We start from the raw sequence: 18,434 nt of genomic DNA on the forward strand, positions 1-18,434 counted from the left end.
TCAGTTCTCCCCGCCGATGCGGAAGCAGAAGACCGTGGCCGAGACCGAGCCCTTCGGGAGCTCCTCGGCGAACGGCTGGAACCGCTGGGCGGCCTGCAGCGACCGCGCGAACTGCTGCTGCTCCAGCTGCGCGTCGGCCACCTCGGCCTGCCGCACACCTCGGAAGCTTGCGGCGCTCTCGCTGGTCTGCGCCACCTGCTCGGTACGCACACCCGTCTGGCCGGCGCTGTTCTGGATGACGCCCAGCAGTCCCCGGCCCTCGGCCGCGGAGCCCAGGTCCAGCAGCACCTTCTGCAGCTGCTCCTGCAGCGCCTGGGCGGCCGCCGCCTGCGACTGGTTGGCCAGCGTGATCTGCGCCGCCAGCTGTCCGATCGCCGCCTGGGCCGCGGCGTCGAGCTCCTGCTCAGCGGCGGCCTCGACCGCCGCCAGGCGTGCGGTCTGCGCGACGACGACGGCCTTGCCCTGCGCGAGCTGCTGCTCGGCGGACCCGTTGAGGCTCTCGCTCATGCCCCTGGACAGGTCACCGAGCCCGCTGTCGGCCTCGTCGCGGGCCCCCTCGGCCTTGGACCGCGCGTCCTCGACCCTGCCGCGGGCGTCGGTGCGGACGGCCCCCTCCGCCTCGTCGAGGATGGCCTGCAGACCGGTCTTGACCGAGCCGCGGTTCACCTCGAGCGCCTCGATGCTCTCCTTGAGCGCCTCGAGAGGTGCCTCCTCGGTGGCGCTGGGCTCGTCGAGCTGGCTCAGCAGCGCCACCAGCTGCGTCACCTGGGCGTCGAGCTGGCCGTCGAAGGCGCCGTCCACCTTCGTGGGAAGCCCGTCGATGAGCCGACCGACCGCGTCCAGGTCCTCGATCACGTCCGCCACGCCGGCGTCGGCCTTGCCGAGTCCGCCGAGAACAGCGAGCCTGTCGGCGTCGAGACCCGCCTGGACCGACGACTCGTAGGCGCCTTCGACCGCCGTCCCTGCGCAGGTCCTCCCGTCGATCGCCACGCGCACGGCGTCCTGGGCCGGGGTCGCGGCCGTGGCCGGGTCGGCGGGACAGGTCGACAGGACCAGCGCCCGGAGTCGCTCCAGGGCCTCGCTGTCCGGCCCGTTCAGGCGCGCGTCGATGACACCCCGCACCTCGTCGAGCGCCTGGTCCACCGACAGACCGTTCGTGAGCGGTGCGTTCAGCCGGTTCAGCGCCGCGGTCAGCTGCCCCCGGAGCTCCCCGACGATCCCGGGGAGGGCCTGCGGGGTCGTCCGCATCGTCTGCTGCAACGAGGCTGCCTGGCCCTTGAGCCCGGAGACGTCGCCCTCCAGCGTGGTGAGCCAGGTGCGCAGGTCGGTGACCAGGTCGAGGTCGAGCGTCGAGGAGATGTCCTGGCCGCGGGTCTTCACCTCGTCGGCGACGGTCTCGAGCTGGTCACCGGCGTCGACGAGGCGGCAGACGAGCGACTCCGAGCCGGCCGGGCAGTCCGCCGAGATTCCGATCGTGTCCTGCAGCGAGGCCTTCAGGTCCGCCACGCAGTCACCGCTGGCGTCGGCGAGCTGCCGAAGCTGACGGCTGACCGTGTCGAGCTGACCCAGCAGGGTGCTGGCCGGCGGCTGCGCCGCCGCCTGGTCACCGCAGGCCGTCGGAGGCGTGGGGCCGCTGGTCGGCGCCGGGGACCCGAAGAAGTCGAGGACGCCCTGCACGCTCTCGTCCAGCGCCCCGAGCGCGCTGCTGTTCGTGGCGCTGACCGTCGAGCCCATGGAGCTCTCGAGCGCGCGCAGGTCCCGCAGGACCGCTTGGGCGGAGGAGTCGACCGAGGCGGCGGTCGCACGCAGCGCCGTGGTGGCCGCCGCGCCGACCTGACCGGCGTTCACCGCGAGCGTCTCGCGCACCGTCTGCAGGCTGTCGGTCACCTGGGCCAGGGTGGCGTTGACGTTCGCGATGAGGCCGATCGTGTGGTTCTCCGACCCCACGGTCTGCGCGGAGCCGCCGAAGATGTCGCTGACCAGGCGCGCGACCGAGTCGTCGGTCGCCACGCCCGGCTGCACGGCCAGGTTGATCGCGGGGAGCTCGAAGTCCTGCGCGTCCTGCACCAGCGTGAAGGTGGTGCTCGGCTGGAGGCGCGGCGGCGCGAGGATCGAGGCCCACTGGACCGTGGTCGCGTCGTCCTCGGTGGTGATCACGCCGTTGGTGGTGCCGGGTTCGGTCGCCGCGGCCTGCGGACGCACCAGCGTCGCGGCGCCGTCACCGGGGAGGACGGCGCTCGCGACGACGGTCATCGGCGTCGTCACGATCTCGTAGCTCTCGCGGGCCACGCCGTTGGCGTCGTACCGGAAGCGCTCGGGGCGGCCGGTCAGGTTCTGCACGGTCACGTTGATCTCGACCCGGCCGTCGACGCCCTCGACGTCGGCGAGGTCGGTGCCGACGCGGCCGTCGTGCCGCCACGAGGTCGTGACCCGGACGGGGAGGTCGCCGGCGTGCTCCGCGGGGTTCAGCGCGGTCGTCCGGGTCGTCGGGTCCTCGCCGTCCTCCCCGCGGCTGACCAGCGCGGAGGTGAGGCCGGTGACCGCGCCGTCGGACGCGAGCTCCACGGTGACCGCCTGCAGCGCTCGCTGCGGCGCCTCCTCGGCGAAGACGATCGGTGCCATGGCGGCACCGCCGCCGAGGAGCACCACGGTCGCCCCGGCCGTCACCCCCCAGCGGCGTCCTCGACCGGATCCGACCAGGCGTGTGCTGCCCACGAACGTTCTCCCCGCGCTCAGTCCGTCAGCCCATCCCCGAGCGCCGACGGACGACGGTCCAGGTCGTCATCGGTGGGACATCCGGGGTGGGTGTTCGCCGAGACAGTAGACGGACCGGTCCGTATCGGTCCATCCCTGGTTCAGCATCTGCGGACCGGCGCCGGACCGGGTCGGGTGCGACACGCGCGCACCCGACCCTGGCACGGCGGGACCGACTCCGCCCGGCGAACTCAGAAGGTGAGGACGAGCCGCCCGCGCACGCCGCCGGCCTCGAGCACGCGGTGCGCCTCGGCGGCCTGCTCGGCCGGGAAGGTGCGGGCCACGCGCAGGGTCACCACGCCGTCCTCCACCTGCTGGCGCAGCCGATCCAGCCCCTCCCGGTCCTCGGCGACCTTCCGCACCAGCGTGGGGAAGAACCGCAGCCCCCGCTCCCCGTTGCCCCGGTAGCCGCGCACGGTCGCGACCGCTCCCCCGTCCCGCACCGCCGGCAGCACGAGCTCGTCCTGGACCGAGCCGTCGGCCAACCCGTGGACGCCGTCCGGGACGTGCTGCCGGATCCGATCGGCGACGTCGTCCCCACGGCGCACGACGACATCGGCGCCCAGCGAGCGGACCAGTTCCTCGTCGGCCTCCGAGGCGTCGGCGACCACCGTCAGCCCGTCGGCCTTGGCCAGCTGGATCACGTAGCCGCCGTAGGCCCCCGCCGCGCCCGTGACCGCCAGGACCTCCCCCGGCTGCAGGCCCATGAGGTCGAGGGAGAACCGGGCGGTGAGCCCGTTCATCGGCAGCGTCGACGCCTCGACGGCGCTGGCTCCCTTCGGCGCCCGCACGACCGAGTTCGCCGGCAGGACCTTGTCCTCCCGGTAGGCGCCGTAGGGACCGAAGGGGACGACGATGCCCATGGCGAGGTCGCCCACGGCCAGGTGGTCGACCCCTTCCCCCAGTTCGGTGACGACGCCGGCGACGTCCATGCCCGGCACCCACGGCGGCGTCTTCACCGGGTCCCTCTCGGCATAGGCACCGGAGCGGGCATGGGTGTCGGTCGGGCTGACCGCTGCCGCCGCCACCCGCAGCCGCACCTTACCCGGGCCGAGGGGCTCGGGCTCCACGTCGACGATGTGCAGGGCCTCCGGCCCACCGAACTCGGTCACTCCCGCAGCGCGCATACGACGTGCCTACCGCCTGCCCCGCGGGAACGCTCGATCGGGGCCCGGAGCCACCCTGATGTCACGTGACATCAGAACAGGGTTGTGGTGACGTCAATGTGATGTCATAGTGACGTCATGGACCTGACGCCCTTCGTCGAGCAACTCCGCCACGAGCTCACCGTCGCCGCCGAGGCCGGCGGCGAGGACGCCCGAGCCCTGGCCGAGCGACTCACCGCGCCGCTCGAGTCGTCGGTCCGCCTGGCTCTGCTCAGCGCGCTGTCGATGGCCGCCGAGGAGATCACCTCGCAGCTCGCCCCCGGCTCCGTCGACGTGCGCCTGCGCGGCGGCGACATCGGCTTCGCCGTCACCCACCCGCCGGCTCCCGAACCGGATCCCTCCCCCGCACCCGCTGCGGCGACGGCACCGGACACCGACGACGGCAGCACGATCCGGATCACCCTCCGGCTCCCCGAGACGCTCAAGTACCGCGTCGAGGAGGCCGCCGCGGAGTCCGGCTCGTCGGTGAACACCTGGCTGGTCCGAGCCGTCTCCACCGCACTGGACGCCGGCTCCCGCACTCCCCCGGCCGAGCCCCAGCGCAGCGGCCGGTGGTCGACCGGCCAGCAGTTCACGGGCTGGGCCCGCTAGCCCCGGCCTCTCCCGCTCCACCGCACCTCCACCCCGGCCGCCCGGCCGTGGGTGTCCCACCCGCGCCCTGAGGAGGGCACCGCCATGCCCACGTTCCCGACCCCCGACCCCGTCACCGCCCGCATCGACCTCGCCGCCGGCACCGTGCGCGTGCGGGCAGAGGAGCGCACCACCACCGAGGTGGAGGTCCGCCCCGCGAACCCCGCGAAGACGGGCGACGTCCAGGCCGCGAAGGAGACCCGCGTCGAGTTCGCCGACGGCCGACTGCTCGTGACGACACCCCGCCGGCTCCGGCTGATGCTGTTCGGCCCGTCCGCCTCGGTCGAGATCGACGTCCGCCTCCCCGAGGGCTCGGAACTGCACGTCGAGTCCGGCTTCGGAGACGTCGACTGCGACGGCCGGTTCGCCGACGTGCGGGTGGCGAGCAAGGCCGGCGACATCCGGGTCGACACGGCCGCCGGTGTCACCGCCCGCAGCAGCGCCGGCGACGTCGAGGTGGTCCGAGCCGAGGCGGACGTCGAGGCCGGCACCTCCTACGGCCAGGTCCGCGTGGGTTCGGCCGGCGGGAGCATGCGCCTGGACTCCTCCGCCGGCGACATCTGGATCGACCGCGCGCTCGGCTCGGTGCACGCCACCACCAAGTACGGCCAGGTGCGGGTCGTCGAGGCGGTCCGCGGCTCGCTCTGGCTGGAGACCTCCTACGGCACGGTCGAGACCGGCATCCGCCAGGGCACCGCCGCCTGGCTCGACGTCCAGGCCGGCGCCGGCCGGGTCCGCAACCTGCTCGACGCCGCCGACGGGCCCGACGACGCCGTCGAGACCGTCGAGGTCCGTGCCCGCACCGCCTACGGCGACGTCGTCGTCCGCCGCGCCTGACCCGCCGCTCCCGAGAGGACACCCGCCATGGAACCCGCCATCTCCGTCCGAGGACTGCGCAAGTCCTTCGGCGACCAGGTCGTGCTCGACGGCCTGGACCTCACCGTCCCGGAGGGCTCGGTCTTCGCCCTGCTCGGCCCCAACGGCTCGGGCAAGACCACCACGGTCGACATCCTGTCCACCCTCACCCCCGCCGACGCCGGCCAGGTCCGGGTCGCCGGGTTCGACGTCGCCCGCGAGGCACGGTCGGTGCGCGGCGCCATCGCCGTCACCGGCCAGTTCACCGCCGTCGACAACCTGCTCACCGGTGCGGAGAACCTCCGCCTCGTCGCCGACCTGCTGCACCTGGGCCGCACGAAGGGCGCTGCCCGCGCGGCGGACCTCCTGGAGCGCTTCGACCTCGTCGAGGCGGCCACCGCTCACCCGTCGACGTACTCCGGCGGCATGCGCCGCAAGCTCGACCTGGCCATGGGCCTGATGGGCGAGCCGCGGATCGTGTTCCTGGACGAGCCGACCACCGGGCTGGACCCGCGCAGCCGGCGCGCGGTCTGGGACGTCGTGCGCGGCCTGGTCGCCGACGGCGTCACGGTGCTGCTGACGACGCAGTACCTCGAGGAGGCCGACCAGCTCGCCGACCGCATCGGGGTGCTCGACGGCGGCCGGCTGGTCGCCGAGGGCACCGCGACCGAGCTCAAGCGGCAGGTGCCCGGCGCCTCGGTGCGGTTGCTGTTCGCCGACCGGCGCCCGCTGGACGAGGCCGCCCGGCTGTTCCCGTCCGCTGCCGTGGACGCCGACGCCCTGGCACTCGACGTCCCGAGCGACGGCGGCGTGCGCGCGCTCAAGGACGTGCTCGCCCGACTGGACGACGCGGCCATCGAGGTCGCCGACCTGACCCTGCAGATCCCCGACCTGGACGACGTCTTCCTGGCCCTGACCGGCCGGCCGACCCCCGAGGAGGTGCCTTCGTGACCGCGATGGGCCTGACGATCAGCGACTCCACCACCATGCTCCGCCGCAACCTCACGCGGGCGAAGCGCTACCCCGGCCTGACCCTGATCACCGCAGCGGTGCCCATCGTCATGCTCCTGCTGTTCGTGTTCGTCTTCGGCGGCACGCTGGGCGCGGGGCTCGGCGGGCCCTCGGGCGGTCGGGCGGAGTACGCCGACTACCTGACGCCGGGGCTGCTCGTGCTGGCCGTCGGCGCGGCCGCCCAGGGCACCGCGATCGCGGTCGCCATGGACATGACCGAGGGGATCATCGCCCGGTTCCGCACCATGTCGATCTCCCGCGGCGCCGTGCTCGCCGGCCACGTGGTGGGGGCCGTCGTCCAGACACTCATCGGGCTGGTCCCGGTGGTCGGGGTCGCCCTGCTGGTGGGCTTCCGCCCCTCGGCGAACGCCCTGGAGTGGCTGGCCGCGATCGGCTTCGTGGCCCTGGTGAGCTTCGCGATCTCCTGGTTCTGCGTGGCGCTGGGGCTGCACTCCAAGACCGTCGAGGGCGCCAGCAACCTGCCGATGCCGCTGATGCTCCTGCCGTTCTTCGGCAGCGGGTTCGTGCCGGTGGACTCGATGCCCGCGGGACTGCGCTGGTTCGCCGAGCACCAGCCCTTCACCCCGTTCATCGAGACGCTGCGCGGCCTGCTCACCGGGACCGAGATCGGTTCCAGCGCCGTGATCTCGGGAGCCTGGTGCGCCGTCATCGCGCTGGTCGGCTACCTCTGGGCCCGCCGCAACTACGAGAACCGCCCCGCCCGCTGAACGCTCGCGACGCGAGGCCAGGCCCAGGACCCTCCGGTCCTGGGCCTGGCGTCGTGTCGGGAATGAGCGGCGACGGCCGGTCGCTCCACCGGGAGCGCACCACTCCCTCCCCCTGACCCGAGAGGCCGTGCATGCCCACGTCGCTGGAGTCCCGCCCCGTGCCCGTCGAGTCCGCAGGTCCTCGCCGCCGCCGGGTGCCCGTCCGGGTGCTGGTAGCCGGTGCGGGCGCGGCGGTCCTCGTGCCGCTCGGGATCCAGCTCGCCGGTCTCGTGCCCGAGGACCCGTTCGGTCAGGACGTCGTCGACCGCAGCACGACACCCCTCCTGCTCGCCCTGCAGGACCTGCACGAGTACCACGCCGCGAGCGGCACCTTCCAGGTCGTCGTCGACCGCGAGGTGGACACCCGGTACGTGCCGTCGGTGATCAGCGGCGAGCGCGTCGAGTTCCTCGCCACGGGCACGGCCGACGCCTACGTCGACTTCGCCGAGCTGGGCGCGGGCGCGATCACCCTCTCCGCGGACGGGACGTCGGCGACCGTCGAGCTGCCGGCACCGCGGCTGGACGACGTCCGCATCGACCCGGACGAGAGCCACGTCCTCGACCGGGACCGCGGGCTGGTCGAGCGGATCGGTGACGCCGTGGGCGACGACCCCGTCGACGACACCGAGCTGTACGCGCTGGCCGAGGACCGGCTGGCCGCCGCGGCCGCCAGGAGCGACCTCCGCGAGCGCGCCGAGACCAACACCCGCGACATGCTCACCGGCCTCGCCGGGTCACTCGGCGTCGAGCAGGTCGAGGTCCGCTTCGCCGGGACGGCCGACCAGGACCGCTGAACGCCGACAGCCCGGGACCTCGTGGTCCCGGGCTGCCGACGGTGCGGGCCTACTTCTGCTTGTAGGTCCTCAGCAGGCCGCGGCTGATGATCGTCTTCTGGATCTCGCTGGTGCCCTCGCCGATGAGCAGGAACGGCGCCTCGCGCATGAGGCGCTCGATCTCGTACTCCTTGGAGTAGCCGTAGCCGCCGTGGATGCGGAAGGACTGCGTGGTCACCTCGGCGCAGTACTCGCTGGCCAGGGTCTTGGCCATGCCCGACTCGACGTCGCTGCGCTTGCCGGCGTCCTTGAGCCGGGCGGCGTTGACCATCATCAGGTGCGCGGCCTCGACCTTGATCGCCATCTCGGCGAGCTGGAAGGCGATCGCCTGGTGCTGGGCGATCGGCTTGCCGAAGGTCTCCCGCTGCTGCGCGTAGGCGATGGCCAGCTCGAAGGCGCGGATGGAGATGCCGCAGGCGCGGGCGGCCACGTTGACCCGGCCGACCTCGACGCCGTCCATCATGTGCGCGAAGCCCTTGCCGGGCACGCCACCGAGGATGTCGCTCGCCTTGGCCTCGTAGCCGTCGAACACCAGCTCGGTGGTGTCGACGCCCTTGTAGCCCATCTTCGCGATCTTGCCGGGGATGGTGATGCCCGGCTTGACCTCGCCGAAGCCGGCCGGCTTCTCGACGAGGAACGTCGTCAGGTTCTCGTGCGCCTTCTCCGCGCCCTCGTCGGTGCGCACGAGGGCGGCGACCAGGGTGGAGCTGCCACCGTTGGTCAGCCACATCTTCTGGCCGTTGATCGTGTAGTTCCCGTCGGCGTTCTTGGTCGCCTTGGTGCGGATCGCGGCGACGTCGGAGCCCAGGCCCGGCTCGGACATGGAGAAGGCGCCGCGCACCTCGCCGGTGGCCATGCGCGGGAGGTAGTACTCCTTCTGCTCCTGCGTGCCGTGCTGGCGGAGCAGGTAGGCCACGATGAAGTGGGTGTTGATGACGCCGGAGACGCTCATCCAGCCGCGGGCGATCTCCTCGACCACCAGGGCGTAGGTCAGCAGCGACTCGCCGAGGCCGCCGTACTCCTCGGGGATCATCAGCCCGAAGATGCCGAGCTCCTTGAGCCCGTCGACGATCTCCTGCGGGTAGATGTCGCCGTGCTCCAGCTCCTGCGCGTGCGGGATGATCTCGCGGTCGACGAAGCTCCTGACCGTCGACAGGATCTCCTGCTGGATGTCGGTCAGGTCAGCGGTCTGCGCCAGGCGGGTCATCGGTCTCCTCCGGGACTCCGGTGTCCGTTGTTACCGGGCAGTATGGGCCACCGCCGCGCGCCACCCGGCGTGTGCCTGCTCACGCTGCCGGAGTCGGCCGCCGGGGAGAGGGAGCCGCCGTGACCACGCTCAGCGCCGAGGAACAGGCGATCGTGGAGGCGGTCCGCGAGTTCGTCGACCGCGACGTGCGCCCCGTCGCCCGCGAGCTCGAGCACTCCGACACCTACCCCGAGGCGCTGGTCGAGCGGATGAAGGAGCTCGGCGTCTTCGGCCTCGCCGTCCCGGAGCCGTGGGGCGAGGCACCGGTGTCGATGCCCTGCTACGCCCTGGTGACTGCCGAGCTCGCGCGTGGCTGGATGTCGCTGGCCGGGGCGATGGGCGGGCACACCGTCGTCGCGAAGCTGCTCGTCGCCTTCGGCACCCGGGAGCAGCAGGAGCGATGGCTGCCGCGGATGGCCACCGGGGAGGTGCGCGCGACCATGGCGCTCACCGAGCCCGGCGGTGGCTCGGACCTGCAGGCGATGACGACCACGGCCCGCCGGGACGACGACGGGTACCGGATCGACGGCGCCAAGACCTGGATCACCAACTCGCGCCGCTCCCAGCTGATCGCGCTGCTGTGCAAGACCGATCCGGAGGCCCGGCCCCGCCACGCGGGCATCTCGGTCCTGCTGGTCGAGCACGGGCCGGGGCTCACCGTCTCCCGCGACCTGCCGAAGCTCGGCTACAAGGGGGTCGAGAGCTGCGAGCTCTCCTTCGACGGGTACCGCGCGCCCCCGGACGCCGTCCTGGGAGGGGTCGAGGGCCGCGGCTTCGCGCAGATGATGACCGGCCTGGAGACCGGCCGGATCCAGGTGGCCGCCCGAGCCCTCGGCGTCGGGCAGGCCGCGTTCGACGACGCGCTGCGCTACGCCCAGGAACGGGAGAGCTTCGGCAAGCCGATCTGGCAGCACCAGTCCATCGGCAACTACCTCGCCGACATGGCGACATCGCTGACCGCGGCCCGGCTGCTCGTCCTGCACGCCGCCGAGCGCGCCGAGAGCGGGCAGCGGTGCGACCTGGAGGCCGGCATGGCCAAGCTGTTCGCATCCGAGACCGCCATGCAGGTGGCGCTGAACGCCGTCCGCATCCACGGCGGGTACGGCTACTCGACCGAGTTCGACGTCGAGCGCTACTTCCGCGACGCTCCGCTGATGATCGTCGGCGAGGGCACCAACGAGATCCAGCGCACCGTCATCGCCCGGCAGCTGGTGGAGCGCGGCGGCCCCGGCTGACCCACCGGCCGATGAGTTCCGGGCCCCGCGAGGGTCCTCACCGCACCGACCACGGAGGAGACCCGTTGCCCCAGCTGCTCAGAGTCCAGAACTTCGCCGTCTCCAGCGACGGCTTCGGCGCCGGCGAGGGCCAGAGCCTGGAACGCCCCTTCGGGCACGCGAACCCCGTGGACCTGATGTCCTGGGCGGGCGCGACTGCCAGCTGGCCCAACCGGACCGATCCCGGCGGGAGCCGGGGCCTCGACGACTACTTCACCCGCGACTTCACGCACGACATCGGCGCCGAGATCATGGGCCGCAACAAGTTCAGCCCGCACCGCGGTCCGCACGACCCCGACTGGCAGGGCTGGTGGGGTGCGGAGCCGCCGTTCCACACGCCGGTGTTCGTGCTGACCCATCACCCCCGGCCGTCGCTCACGCTGTCGGACACCACGTTCCACTTCGTCGACGGCGAGCCGGAGGCGGTCCTCGAGCAGGCGAAGGCGGCGGCGCGCGGCAAGGACGTCCGCCTCGGCGGTGGGGCGACCACGATCCGGGAGTTCCTCGACGCCGACCTCGTCGACACGCTGCACGTGGCCGTCGCACCCGTGCGGCTCGGCTCCGGGGTGCGGCTCTGGGAGTCCCCCGACGAGCTGCGCGACCGGTACCACTGCGACGTCGTCCCCAGCCCGAGCGGGGTCACCCACCACCTGTTCTGGCGGAGATGACCGGACCGCTGCTGCTCCGGTTGCCGTTCGAGGGCCGGTGGCTGACGCAGAACAGCCCGGCACGGCGGGTCCCCAGCCACGGGGTCGACGTCCTGGGTCAGCGGTACGCGGTCGACTTCGTCGGGGTGGACGAGCGGCACCGCACCGCTGCGGTCCGGGACTGGCGCACCGTCCTCGGCACCGAGCCGGCGGAGCGCTTCGTCTCCTTCGGGCGGCCGATCCTGGCCCCGGCCGCCGGCACCGTGGTGGACGTGCACGACGGGGAGCCCGACCACGAGGCACGACGATCGCAGGTGGCACTGCTCCCCTACGCGCTCGGGCAGGCCGCCCGGCTGCGGCGCGGCGTCGATGCCGTCGCGGGCAACCGCGTGGTCCTGGCGCTGCCCGGGGGCAACGCCTTCGTGGCGCTCGTGCACCTGCGTGCCGGGTCGCTGCGCGTGCGGGTGGGGCAGCAGGTGGCCGCGGGCGACCAGCTCGCCGAATGCGGCAACTCCGGCAACTCCACCCAGCCCCACGTGCACGTGCAGGCCATGGACAGCGTCGACCTCGGCGTGGCCCGCGGTCTCCCGATCGGGTTCCAGCGCTTCCGCGAGTGGCCCCGGCGGGGCCGGCCGCTGGCGCGCGACGGCGGGATGCCCGGTGAGGGCTCGATCGTGGAGCCCGTGCGCTGAGACGACGAACGGCCGCCCGGGGGTTCCCGAGCGGCCGTTCGCGTGTCCGATGCCTACGCCTCGGGCGGCGTGAAGGTCGACGTCCGCTGCATGCCGGCGGCGCGGCCCTTGCCGGCGATGACCAGGGCCATCTTGCGGCTGGCCTCGTCGATCATCTCGTCGCCGAGCATGGCCGAGCCCTTCTTCCCACCGGCCTCCGACGTGTAGTAGTCGTAGGCGTCGAGGATCAGCTCGGCGTGGTCGAAGTCCTCCTGCGACGGCGCGTAGATCTCGTTCGCTGCGTCGATCTGGCCCGGGTGCAGCACCCACTTGCCGTCGAACCCGAGGACGGCGGACCGCTTGGCGACCTCCTCGAAGGCGGGCACGTCGCGCACCTGCAGGAACGGGCCGTCGATGGCCTGCACGCCGCGGGCACGGGCGGCCATGAGGATCTGCATGAGGATGTAGTGGAACGGGTCACCCGGGTAGTCGGGGTGCAGGGCGCCCACGACCAGCGACTTCATGTTGATCGAGGCCATGAAGTCGGCGGGGCCGAAGATGATCGTCTCGATGCGGTCGCTGGCGAACGCGATGTCGTTGACGTTGATCAGGCCCTGCGCCGTCTCGATCTGCGCCTCGATGCCGATCCGGCCGACCTCGAGCCCGTTGGCCTTCTCGATCTGGCTGAGCAGGAAGTCCAGCGCCTTGACCTGGGCGGCGTCCTGCACCTTCGGCAGCATGATGCAGTCGAGGTTCGCACCGGCGCCCTCGACGACCTCGATGACGTCGCGATAGGTCCACTCCGTCGTCCAGTCGTTGACGCGGACGGTGCGGATCTTGTCGCCCCAGCCGCCCTCGTTCAGCGCCGCGACGATGTTCTTGCGGGCGCCGGGCTTGGCCAGCGGCGCGCACGCGTCCTCCAGGTCGAGGAAGACCTGGTCGGCCGGCAGGCCCTTGGCCTTCTCCAGGAACCGGGGGTTGCTGCCCGGGACGGCGAGGTTGGAACGACGGGATCGGAGCTCGGCCACGGTGCCTCCGCTGCTTCTCGGGAAAGTCGGTTACCGGAGGGTAGCGACGCGGTGATCACGCCGCCGACCCGGCGATGCCCCCGACCGCCGGACGGGTGACCGGTTGTGGCTGAGGACACTGCTAGGTGGCGGGCTCCACCAGCGTCCTCGGCCGGCTGGCCCGCACCACCAGCGCCACCCCGACCACGACGGCCGCCATCCCGGGCAGCGCCAGCAGCGGTGGCGTCTCGCCCAGCAGCACCAGCGCCACGATCAGCGAGCCCGGCACCTCGAGCAGGATCGCGAGGCTCACGATCGTCGGCCCGACCGTGGAGACGACGAGGTTGAACACGGTGTGGCCGAGCAGCTGGGCGACGAACGTGATCGCCGCGATCAGCCACCAGTCGCGGGCGCTGAACCCGGACAGCGGCACGCCGACCACGAGCGCGGCGAGCGCCAGCACCAGGGCGCAGATCGAGTAGCAGACGACGGTGTACGCCGAGGTGGCCAGCCGCTCCCGCGCCCGGGCCCCCGCCAGCACGTACCCGCCCGCGGCGACCGCGCCGAGCAGGGCCAGCCCGTCGCCGGCGACCGCGCGGGGGCTCACGGTGAGGTCGACGCCCGCGATGAGCGCCGCGCCGACCACCGCGATGACCAGCCCCCACCAGACGGCGGCCGGCAGCCGCACGCCGGAGATGCGGGCGGCCAGCGCCGTCCAGATCGGGGTGGTGGTGACCAGCGCGATCGAGGCGGCGACCGTCGTCATGTTGAGGCTCGGCAGCCAGGCCGCGAAGTGGGCGGCGAGGAACAGCCCGGCCAGCGCGGAGCTCCGCAGGTCACGCAGCCGCAGGCCCTGCAGCGTGGAGCGCTCCCGGGTGAGCAGCACCGGCAGCATCGCCGCCGCGCCGACGGCGTTGCGCCAGAACGCGATGGCCAGCACGGGAGCCAGGACCATCGCCGTGAGCGGGCCGGACAGCGAGATGCCGACGACCGCCACCGCCATGAGGCCGACGTCGCGGGCGCCCGGCCGGTGCAGCGCCCAGGCGTCGGTCGTCACGAGGAGGGGACCCTGATCCGCCCCGAGGCCACCGGGACGACCGCACCCCGCACCGTGGCGGCGACCGCGCGGCCCCCGGTGGCGGTGACGGTGCACTCCAGCACGGACGGGCGTCCCATCGCCTCGCCCTGGCGGACCGTGTAGGACGACGTCCCCTCGCCGGCGAGCAGGCCGCTCTCCACCAACCACACCCCGGTGCCCAGCGCCGCCGAGCCCGTGGCCGGGTCCTCCCACGCGTCCGCCTGGGCGAACACCCGGGCGTAGGCGGTCGCCGTCGCGGCGTCCCAGGACAGCACCGACACGCCTTCGGCGACCCCGAGCGGGGTCAGCGCGGCCGTGTCGGGGACGGCCCGGTCGACGGCCTCGCGGGAGACGGACAGGTAGGTGAAGGGCAGCCCGCAGCCGGCGATCGCGACGGGCACACCGGTGGTGTCGGCCGCGGTCAGCCCCATGGCCAGGGCGAGCTCGTCGGCGGCCGGCCCGTCGGCCAGCGTCGGGCGGCTCCCGGTGAGGGTGGCGCCGTCGCCGTCGACCACGACGTCCAGCACGCCGGCGCCGCACTCCTGGCGCAGGGTTCCGGCGGACAGCCGCCCGGTGCGCACCAGCGTGTGCGCCGCCCCGACGCTGGGGTGGCCGGCGAAGGGCAGCTCGGTCGCGGTCGTGAAGATCCGCACCCGGTAGTCCGCACCCGGCTCGGTGGGGGCGGAGAGGAACGACGTCTCCGACAGGTGGAACTCGTTCGCCAGCGCCTGGCACTGCTCGGTGGTCAGGCCGTCGGCGTCGAGGACGACGGCCAGCGGGTTCCCCGCGAAGGCCCGGGGGGCGAACACGTCGACGATCTCGTAGGTCAGCGTCTCCGGGGCGGTCACGGTGCGACGGTAACCTCAGCGCTCGGCAGCCTCGGGACGAGGTCACCGCAGGACACCGCACCCCGATCGAGGGGCCGACGAGCGCCGGCGAGGAGGGTCCGTGACCACCGTGACCAGGGCCTACGTGTCCCGTCTGGCGGGCCTGACCGTCTTCGACCCGAACGGCGACCGCGTCGGCAAGGTGCGCGACGTGGTGATCGCGCTGCGCGTCGGCACCGCAGCCCCCCGGGTCCTCGGCGTGGTCGTCGAGGTCGTGGCCCGCCGCCGCATCTTCGTGCCGATGGGCCGGGTCACCGCCATCGACCCGGGGGCGGTGATGCTCGCGTCGGGCACGCTCAACCTCAAGCGCTTCGAGCAGCGGGCCGGCGAGACCCTCGTCCTCGGCGAGCTGCTGGACCGGCAGGTGACGATCCTGGAGTCCGGGCGCCCGGCGCACGTCGTCGACGCCGGGATGGAGCAGACCCGCACCGGCGACTGGGTGCTCTCGCGCCTCGCCGTCCAGGAACCGGGCCGGATCGGCCGCCGCGGACAGCTGCACCAGGTCGCGTGGGACGAGGTGAGCGGGCTCGCCCTCCCCCAGACCGGCCAGGGCGCCGAGACGCTGATCGCCACCTACCGGGAGCTCAACGCCGCGGACATGGCGCACGCGCTGCAGGAGCTGCCGATCAAGCGCCGGCACGAGGTCGCCGAGGCGATGGACGACGAGCGGCTGGCCGACGTCCTCGGCGAGCTCCCCGAGGCCGAGCAGATCACCATCCTGGGCACCCTCGAGGAGAGCCGTGCCGCCGACGTCCTCGAGGAGATGGATCCCGACGACGCCGCGGACCTGTTGTCGGAGCTGCCCAACGTCGACCGCAACCGGCTGCTGGAGCTGATGGAGCCCGACGAGGCGGAGCCGGTCCGGCAGCTGCTCAAGTACTCCGAGGACACCGCCGGCGGCATCATGACCAGCGAGCCGGTGATCCTGACGCCGGACGCCACGATCGCCGAGGCGCTGGCCCGCGTCCGCCAGCCCGAGCTCACCCCCTCGCTGGCCAGCCAGGTGTACGTGTGCCGCCCCCCGTCGGCCACCCCGACCGGCCGCTACCTGGGCCTCGCGCACATCCAGCGGCTGCTGCGGGAGCCACCCTCGACGTTGGTGAGCGGCGTGCTCGACGACCTCGAGCCGCTGCGTCCGGAGGCGCCGCTCGCCGAGGTCACCCACTACTTCGCCACCTACAACCTGGTGGCCGCCCCGGTGGTCGACGCCCAGGGCCGGCTCGTGGGCGCGGTCAGCGTCGACGACGTCCTGGACCACCTGCTGCCCGACGACTGGCGGGAGCGGTCGCGCCGTGGCTGACACCCCCCGCCTCGACGTCCCCCGCGGGAGCGCCAGGCGGTTCGGCGCCTTCCTGCGGTTCAACCCCGACGCCGTCGGCCGGTTCGCCGAGGGGATCGCACGCTTCCTGGGCACCGGCCGGTTCCTCGCCGTCCAGACGATCATCGTGGGCGTCTGGATCGGGCTGAACGTGTTCGCCGTGAAGCTCCGGTGGGACCCGTACCCCTTCATCCTGCTGAACCTGGCCTTCTCCACCCAGGCCGCCTACGCCGCGCCGCTGATCCTGCTGGCGCAGAACCGGCAGGCCGACCGCGATCGGGTGCAGGCCGAGGAGGACCGGACGCGCGCCGCGCAGACCCGGGCCGACACCGAGTACGTGGCCCGCGAGCTGGCCGCGCTGCGCGTGGCCATCGGTGAGCTGGCCACCCGCGACTTCATCCGCGGTGAGCTCAACCGCATGAACAGCGACGACGGCGAGGAACGGCGCGAGAAGCGGCGGCGCGACCCCGTCGGCTGACAGCGCCCCGCGGGCTCCATGTGTCGGCGGCGTCCCGATGGGCACTCCGGACCCGTCCGTCCGCGAGCGGCGGGCTCACGGGGGGCGGGACGTCATGAGTTCGAGCGGTACCGGTACGCAGCACGTCGCCCGCGGCAGCAGCCGAGGGCTGTACGGGAGTGAGATCGGCACCCGCCTGGTGCGCGCGTCGGTCACCGAGCTCGTCGGAACGGTACTGCTCGTGTTCGTCGGGACGGGCACGGCGGTCGCCGCGGCCGGGGGGAGCTACGACTCCCTCGCGGTCGTCCTCGCGTTCGGGCTGACCCTGACCGCCCTGGCCGCGGCGTTCGGGCACGTGTCGGGGTGCCACCTCAACCCGGCGGTGACCCTGGGCCTGGCGGTGACCGGGCGTTTCCCGTAGCGGGCCGCGGGCAGCTACGTCGCCGCGCAACTGGCCGGCGGCGTCGTCGGGGCCTTGGCGACGTGGGCCGTCTACGGCTCTCCCGGCCGGGACGAGGGGGAGCTGGGCGCGACGGTGCCCGCCGAGGGAGTCTCCTCCGGGCGCGCGTTCCTCGTGGAGCTCCTGGTCACCTTCCTGCTGGTCCTCGTGGTGATCGCCGTCGCCACCGACGACCGGGCGGAGGGCTCGGTCGCCCCCGTGGCCGTCGGCTTCGCCCTGGCGGCCGGCATCTTCGTGGCCGGCCCCCTCACCGGCGGCGCGGTGAACCCTGCCCGCGCCTTCGGTCCCGACCTGCTCGCCGGCGAGCTGGCGCCGCTGTGGCTCTACCTCCTCGCCCCGACGCTCGGCGGCATCCTCGCCGCCGTCCTCTACGACCGGTTCCTCGGGGACGGGGAACCACCGGAGTGACCTCCGTCAGCTGATCAGCCCCGAGAACCGGTCGAACAGCCGGAGCGCCAGCCAGGTCATCGGCGCGAGCAGCGCGAGACCCCACAGCCGGGTCGTCAGGTGCCGGGGCAGCATGGCGACCAGCAGCACGGCCACCACGCCGTCGACGACACCCTGCACCGGATGCAGCAGCAGCTCGCCCTCGGCCGCCGTGCCGGTGAGCCGGCGCCACAGCGGCAGGAACGCCCCTCCGGCCAGCGCGATCCCGCCGGCCAGGGCGAGCCCCGCGCCCGGCAGCGGCCCCGACCGCCGGGTGGCCCACCACGAACCGGCGGCGGTCACGGCGACCGCGGTCGCGGACAGCACAAGCCACACCGGCAGGAGCCGGCTCCAGCCGAAGTGCAGCACCCAGGCGGCGTAGGCGTAGTAGGCCAGCGTCATGGCCGCGAAGAAGACCGCGGCCCGGGCAGCCGCGGCCACCGCGGTCGGCGCGGACCGGCCGACCAGCACGACGGCGAGCACCCAGGCGGCCGGATAGGTGCCGAGGTCGGCGGCCGCCTGCCAGCCCGACTCGTCCGCCGCCTTCGCCGCCACCCCGGCCAGCACGCCGGTGACGGCGGACAGGGCGAGGGCACCTCGGCGCCCGAGAGCTGTCATCGGGCGTGGGTCAGTCGGCCGTGCCATCCGTCGGCCGCTCGTCGGCGAGGTCGGTCGCGGCGAGCTCCAGGTCGACGAAGGCGGCGATCATCGCCCGGTAGGTGCGCTCGACCACCTCTGCGGAGGCGCCCGCCACGGCCGCCCGCTCCCGCGCGCGGGCGATGACCTCCTCCACCCGGGCGGGGGCGCGCACCGCGGCGGCGGTCCGCTTCAGCCGACCGGCCTCGCGCACCAGCGCCTCCCGGCGGGCCAGCAGCCCGACGAGCTCCTCGTCCAGGCGGTCGATGCGCTCGCGCACCCCGGCGAGCTCGTCACTCGTCCCGGTCATC

At 73.5% G+C, this 18,434-nt stretch carries 18 protein-coding genes and 1 pseudogene; 11 read left to right on the forward strand and 8 right to left on the reverse strand.

Annotated elements, in window-relative coordinates:
• Both DQ237_RS12330 and DQ237_RS12335 read right to left on the reverse strand, forming a co-directional pair.
• Positions 1-2,715 carry a hypothetical protein gene (locus DQ237_RS12330; RefSeq protein ID WP_147251800.1) on the reverse strand — a complete coding sequence of 905 codons (2,715 nt, stop codon included), beginning with the start codon at positions 2,713-2,715 and terminating at the stop codon, positions 1-3.
• 230 nt (positions 2,716-2,945) lie between these two features.
• On the reverse strand, positions 2,946-3,881 hold the full coding sequence (locus DQ237_RS12335) for an NADP-dependent oxidoreductase (RefSeq protein WP_113800424.1): 936 nt from the start codon (positions 3,879-3,881) through the stop codon (positions 2,946-2,948).
• A gap of 117 nt (positions 3,882-3,998) precedes the next feature.
• Between DQ237_RS12335 and DQ237_RS12340 the strand changes: the two genes are divergently transcribed.
• The 5 genes from DQ237_RS12340 to DQ237_RS12360 all read left to right on the forward strand — a co-directional run bounded on the left by DQ237_RS12340 (position 3,999) and on the right by DQ237_RS12360 (position 7,977).
• Entirely contained in the window at positions 3,999-4,511 is a 513-nt protein-coding gene (locus tag DQ237_RS12340) for a hypothetical protein (protein WP_113800425.1), read from the forward strand.
• A gap of 84 nt (positions 4,512-4,595) precedes the next feature.
• Positions 4,596-5,387, forward strand: coding sequence for a DUF4097 family beta strand repeat-containing protein (locus DQ237_RS12345; protein ID WP_113800426.1), 792 nt, complete (start codon positions 4,596-4,598; stop codon positions 5,385-5,387).
• Between the two features lie 27 nt (positions 5,388-5,414).
• Positions 5,415-6,356 carry an ATP-binding cassette domain-containing protein gene (locus DQ237_RS12350; RefSeq protein ID WP_113800427.1) on the forward strand — a complete coding sequence of 314 codons (942 nt, stop codon included), beginning with the start codon at positions 5,415-5,417 and terminating at the stop codon, positions 6,354-6,356.
• A gap of 5 nt (positions 6,357-6,361) precedes the next feature.
• Positions 6,362-7,144 carry an ABC transporter permease gene (locus tag DQ237_RS12355; protein WP_113800544.1) on the forward strand — a complete coding sequence of 261 codons (783 nt, stop codon included), beginning with the start codon at positions 6,362-6,364 and terminating at the stop codon, positions 7,142-7,144.
• A gap of 131 nt (positions 7,145-7,275) precedes the next feature.
• Positions 7,276-7,977 carry a DUF4230 domain-containing protein gene (locus DQ237_RS12360; RefSeq protein WP_113800428.1) on the forward strand — a complete coding sequence of 234 codons (702 nt, stop codon included), beginning with the start codon at positions 7,276-7,278 and terminating at the stop codon, positions 7,975-7,977.
• Between the two features lie 49 nt (positions 7,978-8,026).
• Here the strand turns inward: DQ237_RS12360 and DQ237_RS12365 are convergent, their stop codons facing one another.
• Complete coding sequence (locus DQ237_RS12365; protein ID WP_113800429.1) at positions 8,027-9,223, reverse strand: acyl-CoA dehydrogenase family protein; 1,197 nt, start codon at positions 9,221-9,223, stop codon at positions 8,027-8,029.
• Positions 9,224-9,342: 119 nt separating this feature from the next.
• Here DQ237_RS12365 and DQ237_RS12370 point away from each other — a divergent pair, with 119 nt between their 5' ends.
• The 3 genes from DQ237_RS12370 (at position 9,343) to DQ237_RS12380 (ending at position 11,875) form a co-directional block, all read left to right on the forward strand.
• Entirely contained in the window at positions 9,343-10,497 is a 1,155-nt protein-coding gene (locus tag DQ237_RS12370) for an acyl-CoA dehydrogenase family protein (protein ID WP_113800430.1), read from the forward strand.
• Between the two features lie 65 nt (positions 10,498-10,562).
• Positions 10,563-11,204, forward strand: coding sequence for a dihydrofolate reductase family protein (locus DQ237_RS12375; protein WP_113800431.1), 642 nt, complete (start codon positions 10,563-10,565; stop codon positions 11,202-11,204).
• The gene (locus DQ237_RS12380) at positions 11,201-11,875 is read left to right on the forward strand and encodes a M23 family metallopeptidase (protein ID WP_113800432.1); all 675 of its coding nucleotides are present in this window, start codon (positions 11,201-11,203) and stop codon (positions 11,873-11,875) included. The genes DQ237_RS12375 and DQ237_RS12380 overlap by 4 nt, the downstream gene beginning before the upstream one ends.
• A gap of 53 nt (positions 11,876-11,928) precedes the next feature.
• Here the strand turns inward: DQ237_RS12380 and DQ237_RS12385 are convergent, their stop codons facing one another.
• From DQ237_RS12385 to DQ237_RS12395, 3 genes are all read right to left on the reverse strand, one after another.
• On the reverse strand, positions 11,929-12,882 hold the full coding sequence (locus DQ237_RS12385; RefSeq protein WP_113800433.1) for a CoA ester lyase: 954 nt from the start codon (positions 12,880-12,882) through the stop codon (positions 11,929-11,931).
• A gap of 121 nt (positions 12,883-13,003) precedes the next feature.
• Positions 13,004-13,918 (reverse strand): DMT family transporter, encoded by a 915-nt coding sequence (locus DQ237_RS12390; protein ID WP_240619594.1) that lies wholly within the window; start codon positions 13,916-13,918, stop codon positions 13,004-13,006.
• Positions 13,915-14,787, reverse strand: a complete 873-nt coding sequence (locus DQ237_RS12395) for a PhzF family phenazine biosynthesis protein (protein ID WP_113800434.1) — start codon at positions 14,785-14,787, stop codon at positions 13,915-13,917. The genes DQ237_RS12390 and DQ237_RS12395 overlap by 4 nt, the downstream gene beginning before the upstream one ends.
• 100 nt (positions 14,788-14,887) lie before the next feature.
• Here DQ237_RS12395 and DQ237_RS12400 point away from each other — a divergent pair, with 100 nt between their 5' ends.
• From DQ237_RS12400 to DQ237_RS20225, 3 genes and pseudogenes are all read left to right on the forward strand, one after another.
• Positions 14,888-16,126 carry a magnesium transporter MgtE N-terminal domain-containing protein gene (locus DQ237_RS12400; RefSeq protein WP_113800435.1) on the forward strand — a complete coding sequence of 413 codons (1,239 nt, stop codon included), beginning with the start codon at positions 14,888-14,890 and terminating at the stop codon, positions 16,124-16,126.
• On the forward strand, positions 16,119-16,622 hold the full coding sequence (locus tag DQ237_RS12405) for a DUF1003 domain-containing protein (RefSeq protein WP_113800436.1): 504 nt from the start codon (positions 16,119-16,121) through the stop codon (positions 16,620-16,622). Before DQ237_RS12400 ends, DQ237_RS12405 begins: the two co-directional genes overlap by 8 nt.
• A 94-nt stretch (positions 16,623-16,716) precedes the next feature.
• Positions 16,717-17,469, forward strand: a pseudogene (locus DQ237_RS20225) (MIP/aquaporin family protein).
• A gap of 6 nt (positions 17,470-17,475) precedes the next feature.
• On the opposite strand, the gene DQ237_RS12415 reads toward DQ237_RS20225, so the two are convergent.
• Positions 17,476-18,105: a DUF6518 family protein gene (locus DQ237_RS12415; protein WP_113800437.1), complete on the reverse strand. Its 630-nt coding sequence runs from the start codon at positions 18,103-18,105 to the stop codon at positions 17,476-17,478.
• Positions 18,106-18,115: 10 nt separating this feature from the next.
• On the reverse strand, positions 18,116-18,433 hold the full coding sequence (locus tag DQ237_RS12420) for a chorismate mutase (protein ID WP_113800438.1): 318 nt from the start codon (positions 18,431-18,433) through the stop codon (positions 18,116-18,118).
• Position 18,434: the final 1 nt, after the last annotated feature.

It is taken from the genome of Blastococcus sp. TF02-8, from assembly GCF_003319175.1.
GTDB lineage: Bacteria > Actinomycetota > Actinomycetes > Mycobacteriales > Geodermatophilaceae > Blastococcus.

What these genes read in the sequence shown, in the direction of transcription:
- DQ237_RS12335 (WP_113800424.1), bottom strand. Translation starts at nt 3,881, where the DNA reads ATGCGCGCTGCGGGAGTGACCGAGTTCGGTGGGCCGGAGGCCCTGCAC.
- DQ237_RS12340 (WP_113800425.1), top strand. Translation starts at nt 3,999, where the DNA reads ATGGACCTGACGCCCTTCGTCGAGCAACTCCGCCACGAGCTCACCGTC.
- DQ237_RS12345 (WP_113800426.1), top strand. Translation starts at nt 4,596, where the DNA reads ATGCCCACGTTCCCGACCCCCGACCCCGTCACCGCCCGCATCGACCTC.
- DQ237_RS12350 (WP_113800427.1), top strand. Translation starts at nt 5,415, where the DNA reads ATGGAACCCGCCATCTCCGTCCGAGGACTGCGCAAGTCCTTCGGCGAC.
- DQ237_RS12355 (WP_113800544.1), top strand. Translation starts at nt 6,362, where the DNA reads ATGGGCCTGACGATCAGCGACTCCACCACCATGCTCCGCCGCAACCTC.
- DQ237_RS12360 (WP_113800428.1), top strand. Translation starts at nt 7,276, where the DNA reads ATGCCCACGTCGCTGGAGTCCCGCCCCGTGCCCGTCGAGTCCGCAGGT.
- DQ237_RS12365 (WP_113800429.1), bottom strand. Translation starts at nt 9,223, where the DNA reads ATGACCCGCCTGGCGCAGACCGCTGACCTGACCGACATCCAGCAGGAG.
- DQ237_RS12380 (WP_113800432.1), top strand. Translation starts at nt 11,201, where the DNA reads ATGACCGGACCGCTGCTGCTCCGGTTGCCGTTCGAGGGCCGGTGGCTG.
- DQ237_RS12415 (WP_113800437.1), bottom strand. Translation starts at nt 18,105, where the DNA reads ATGACAGCTCTCGGGCGCCGAGGTGCCCTCGCCCTGTCCGCCGTCACC.
- DQ237_RS12420 (WP_113800438.1), bottom strand. Translation starts at nt 18,433, where the DNA reads ATGACCGGGACGAGTGACGAGCTCGCCGGGGTGCGCGAGCGCATCGAC.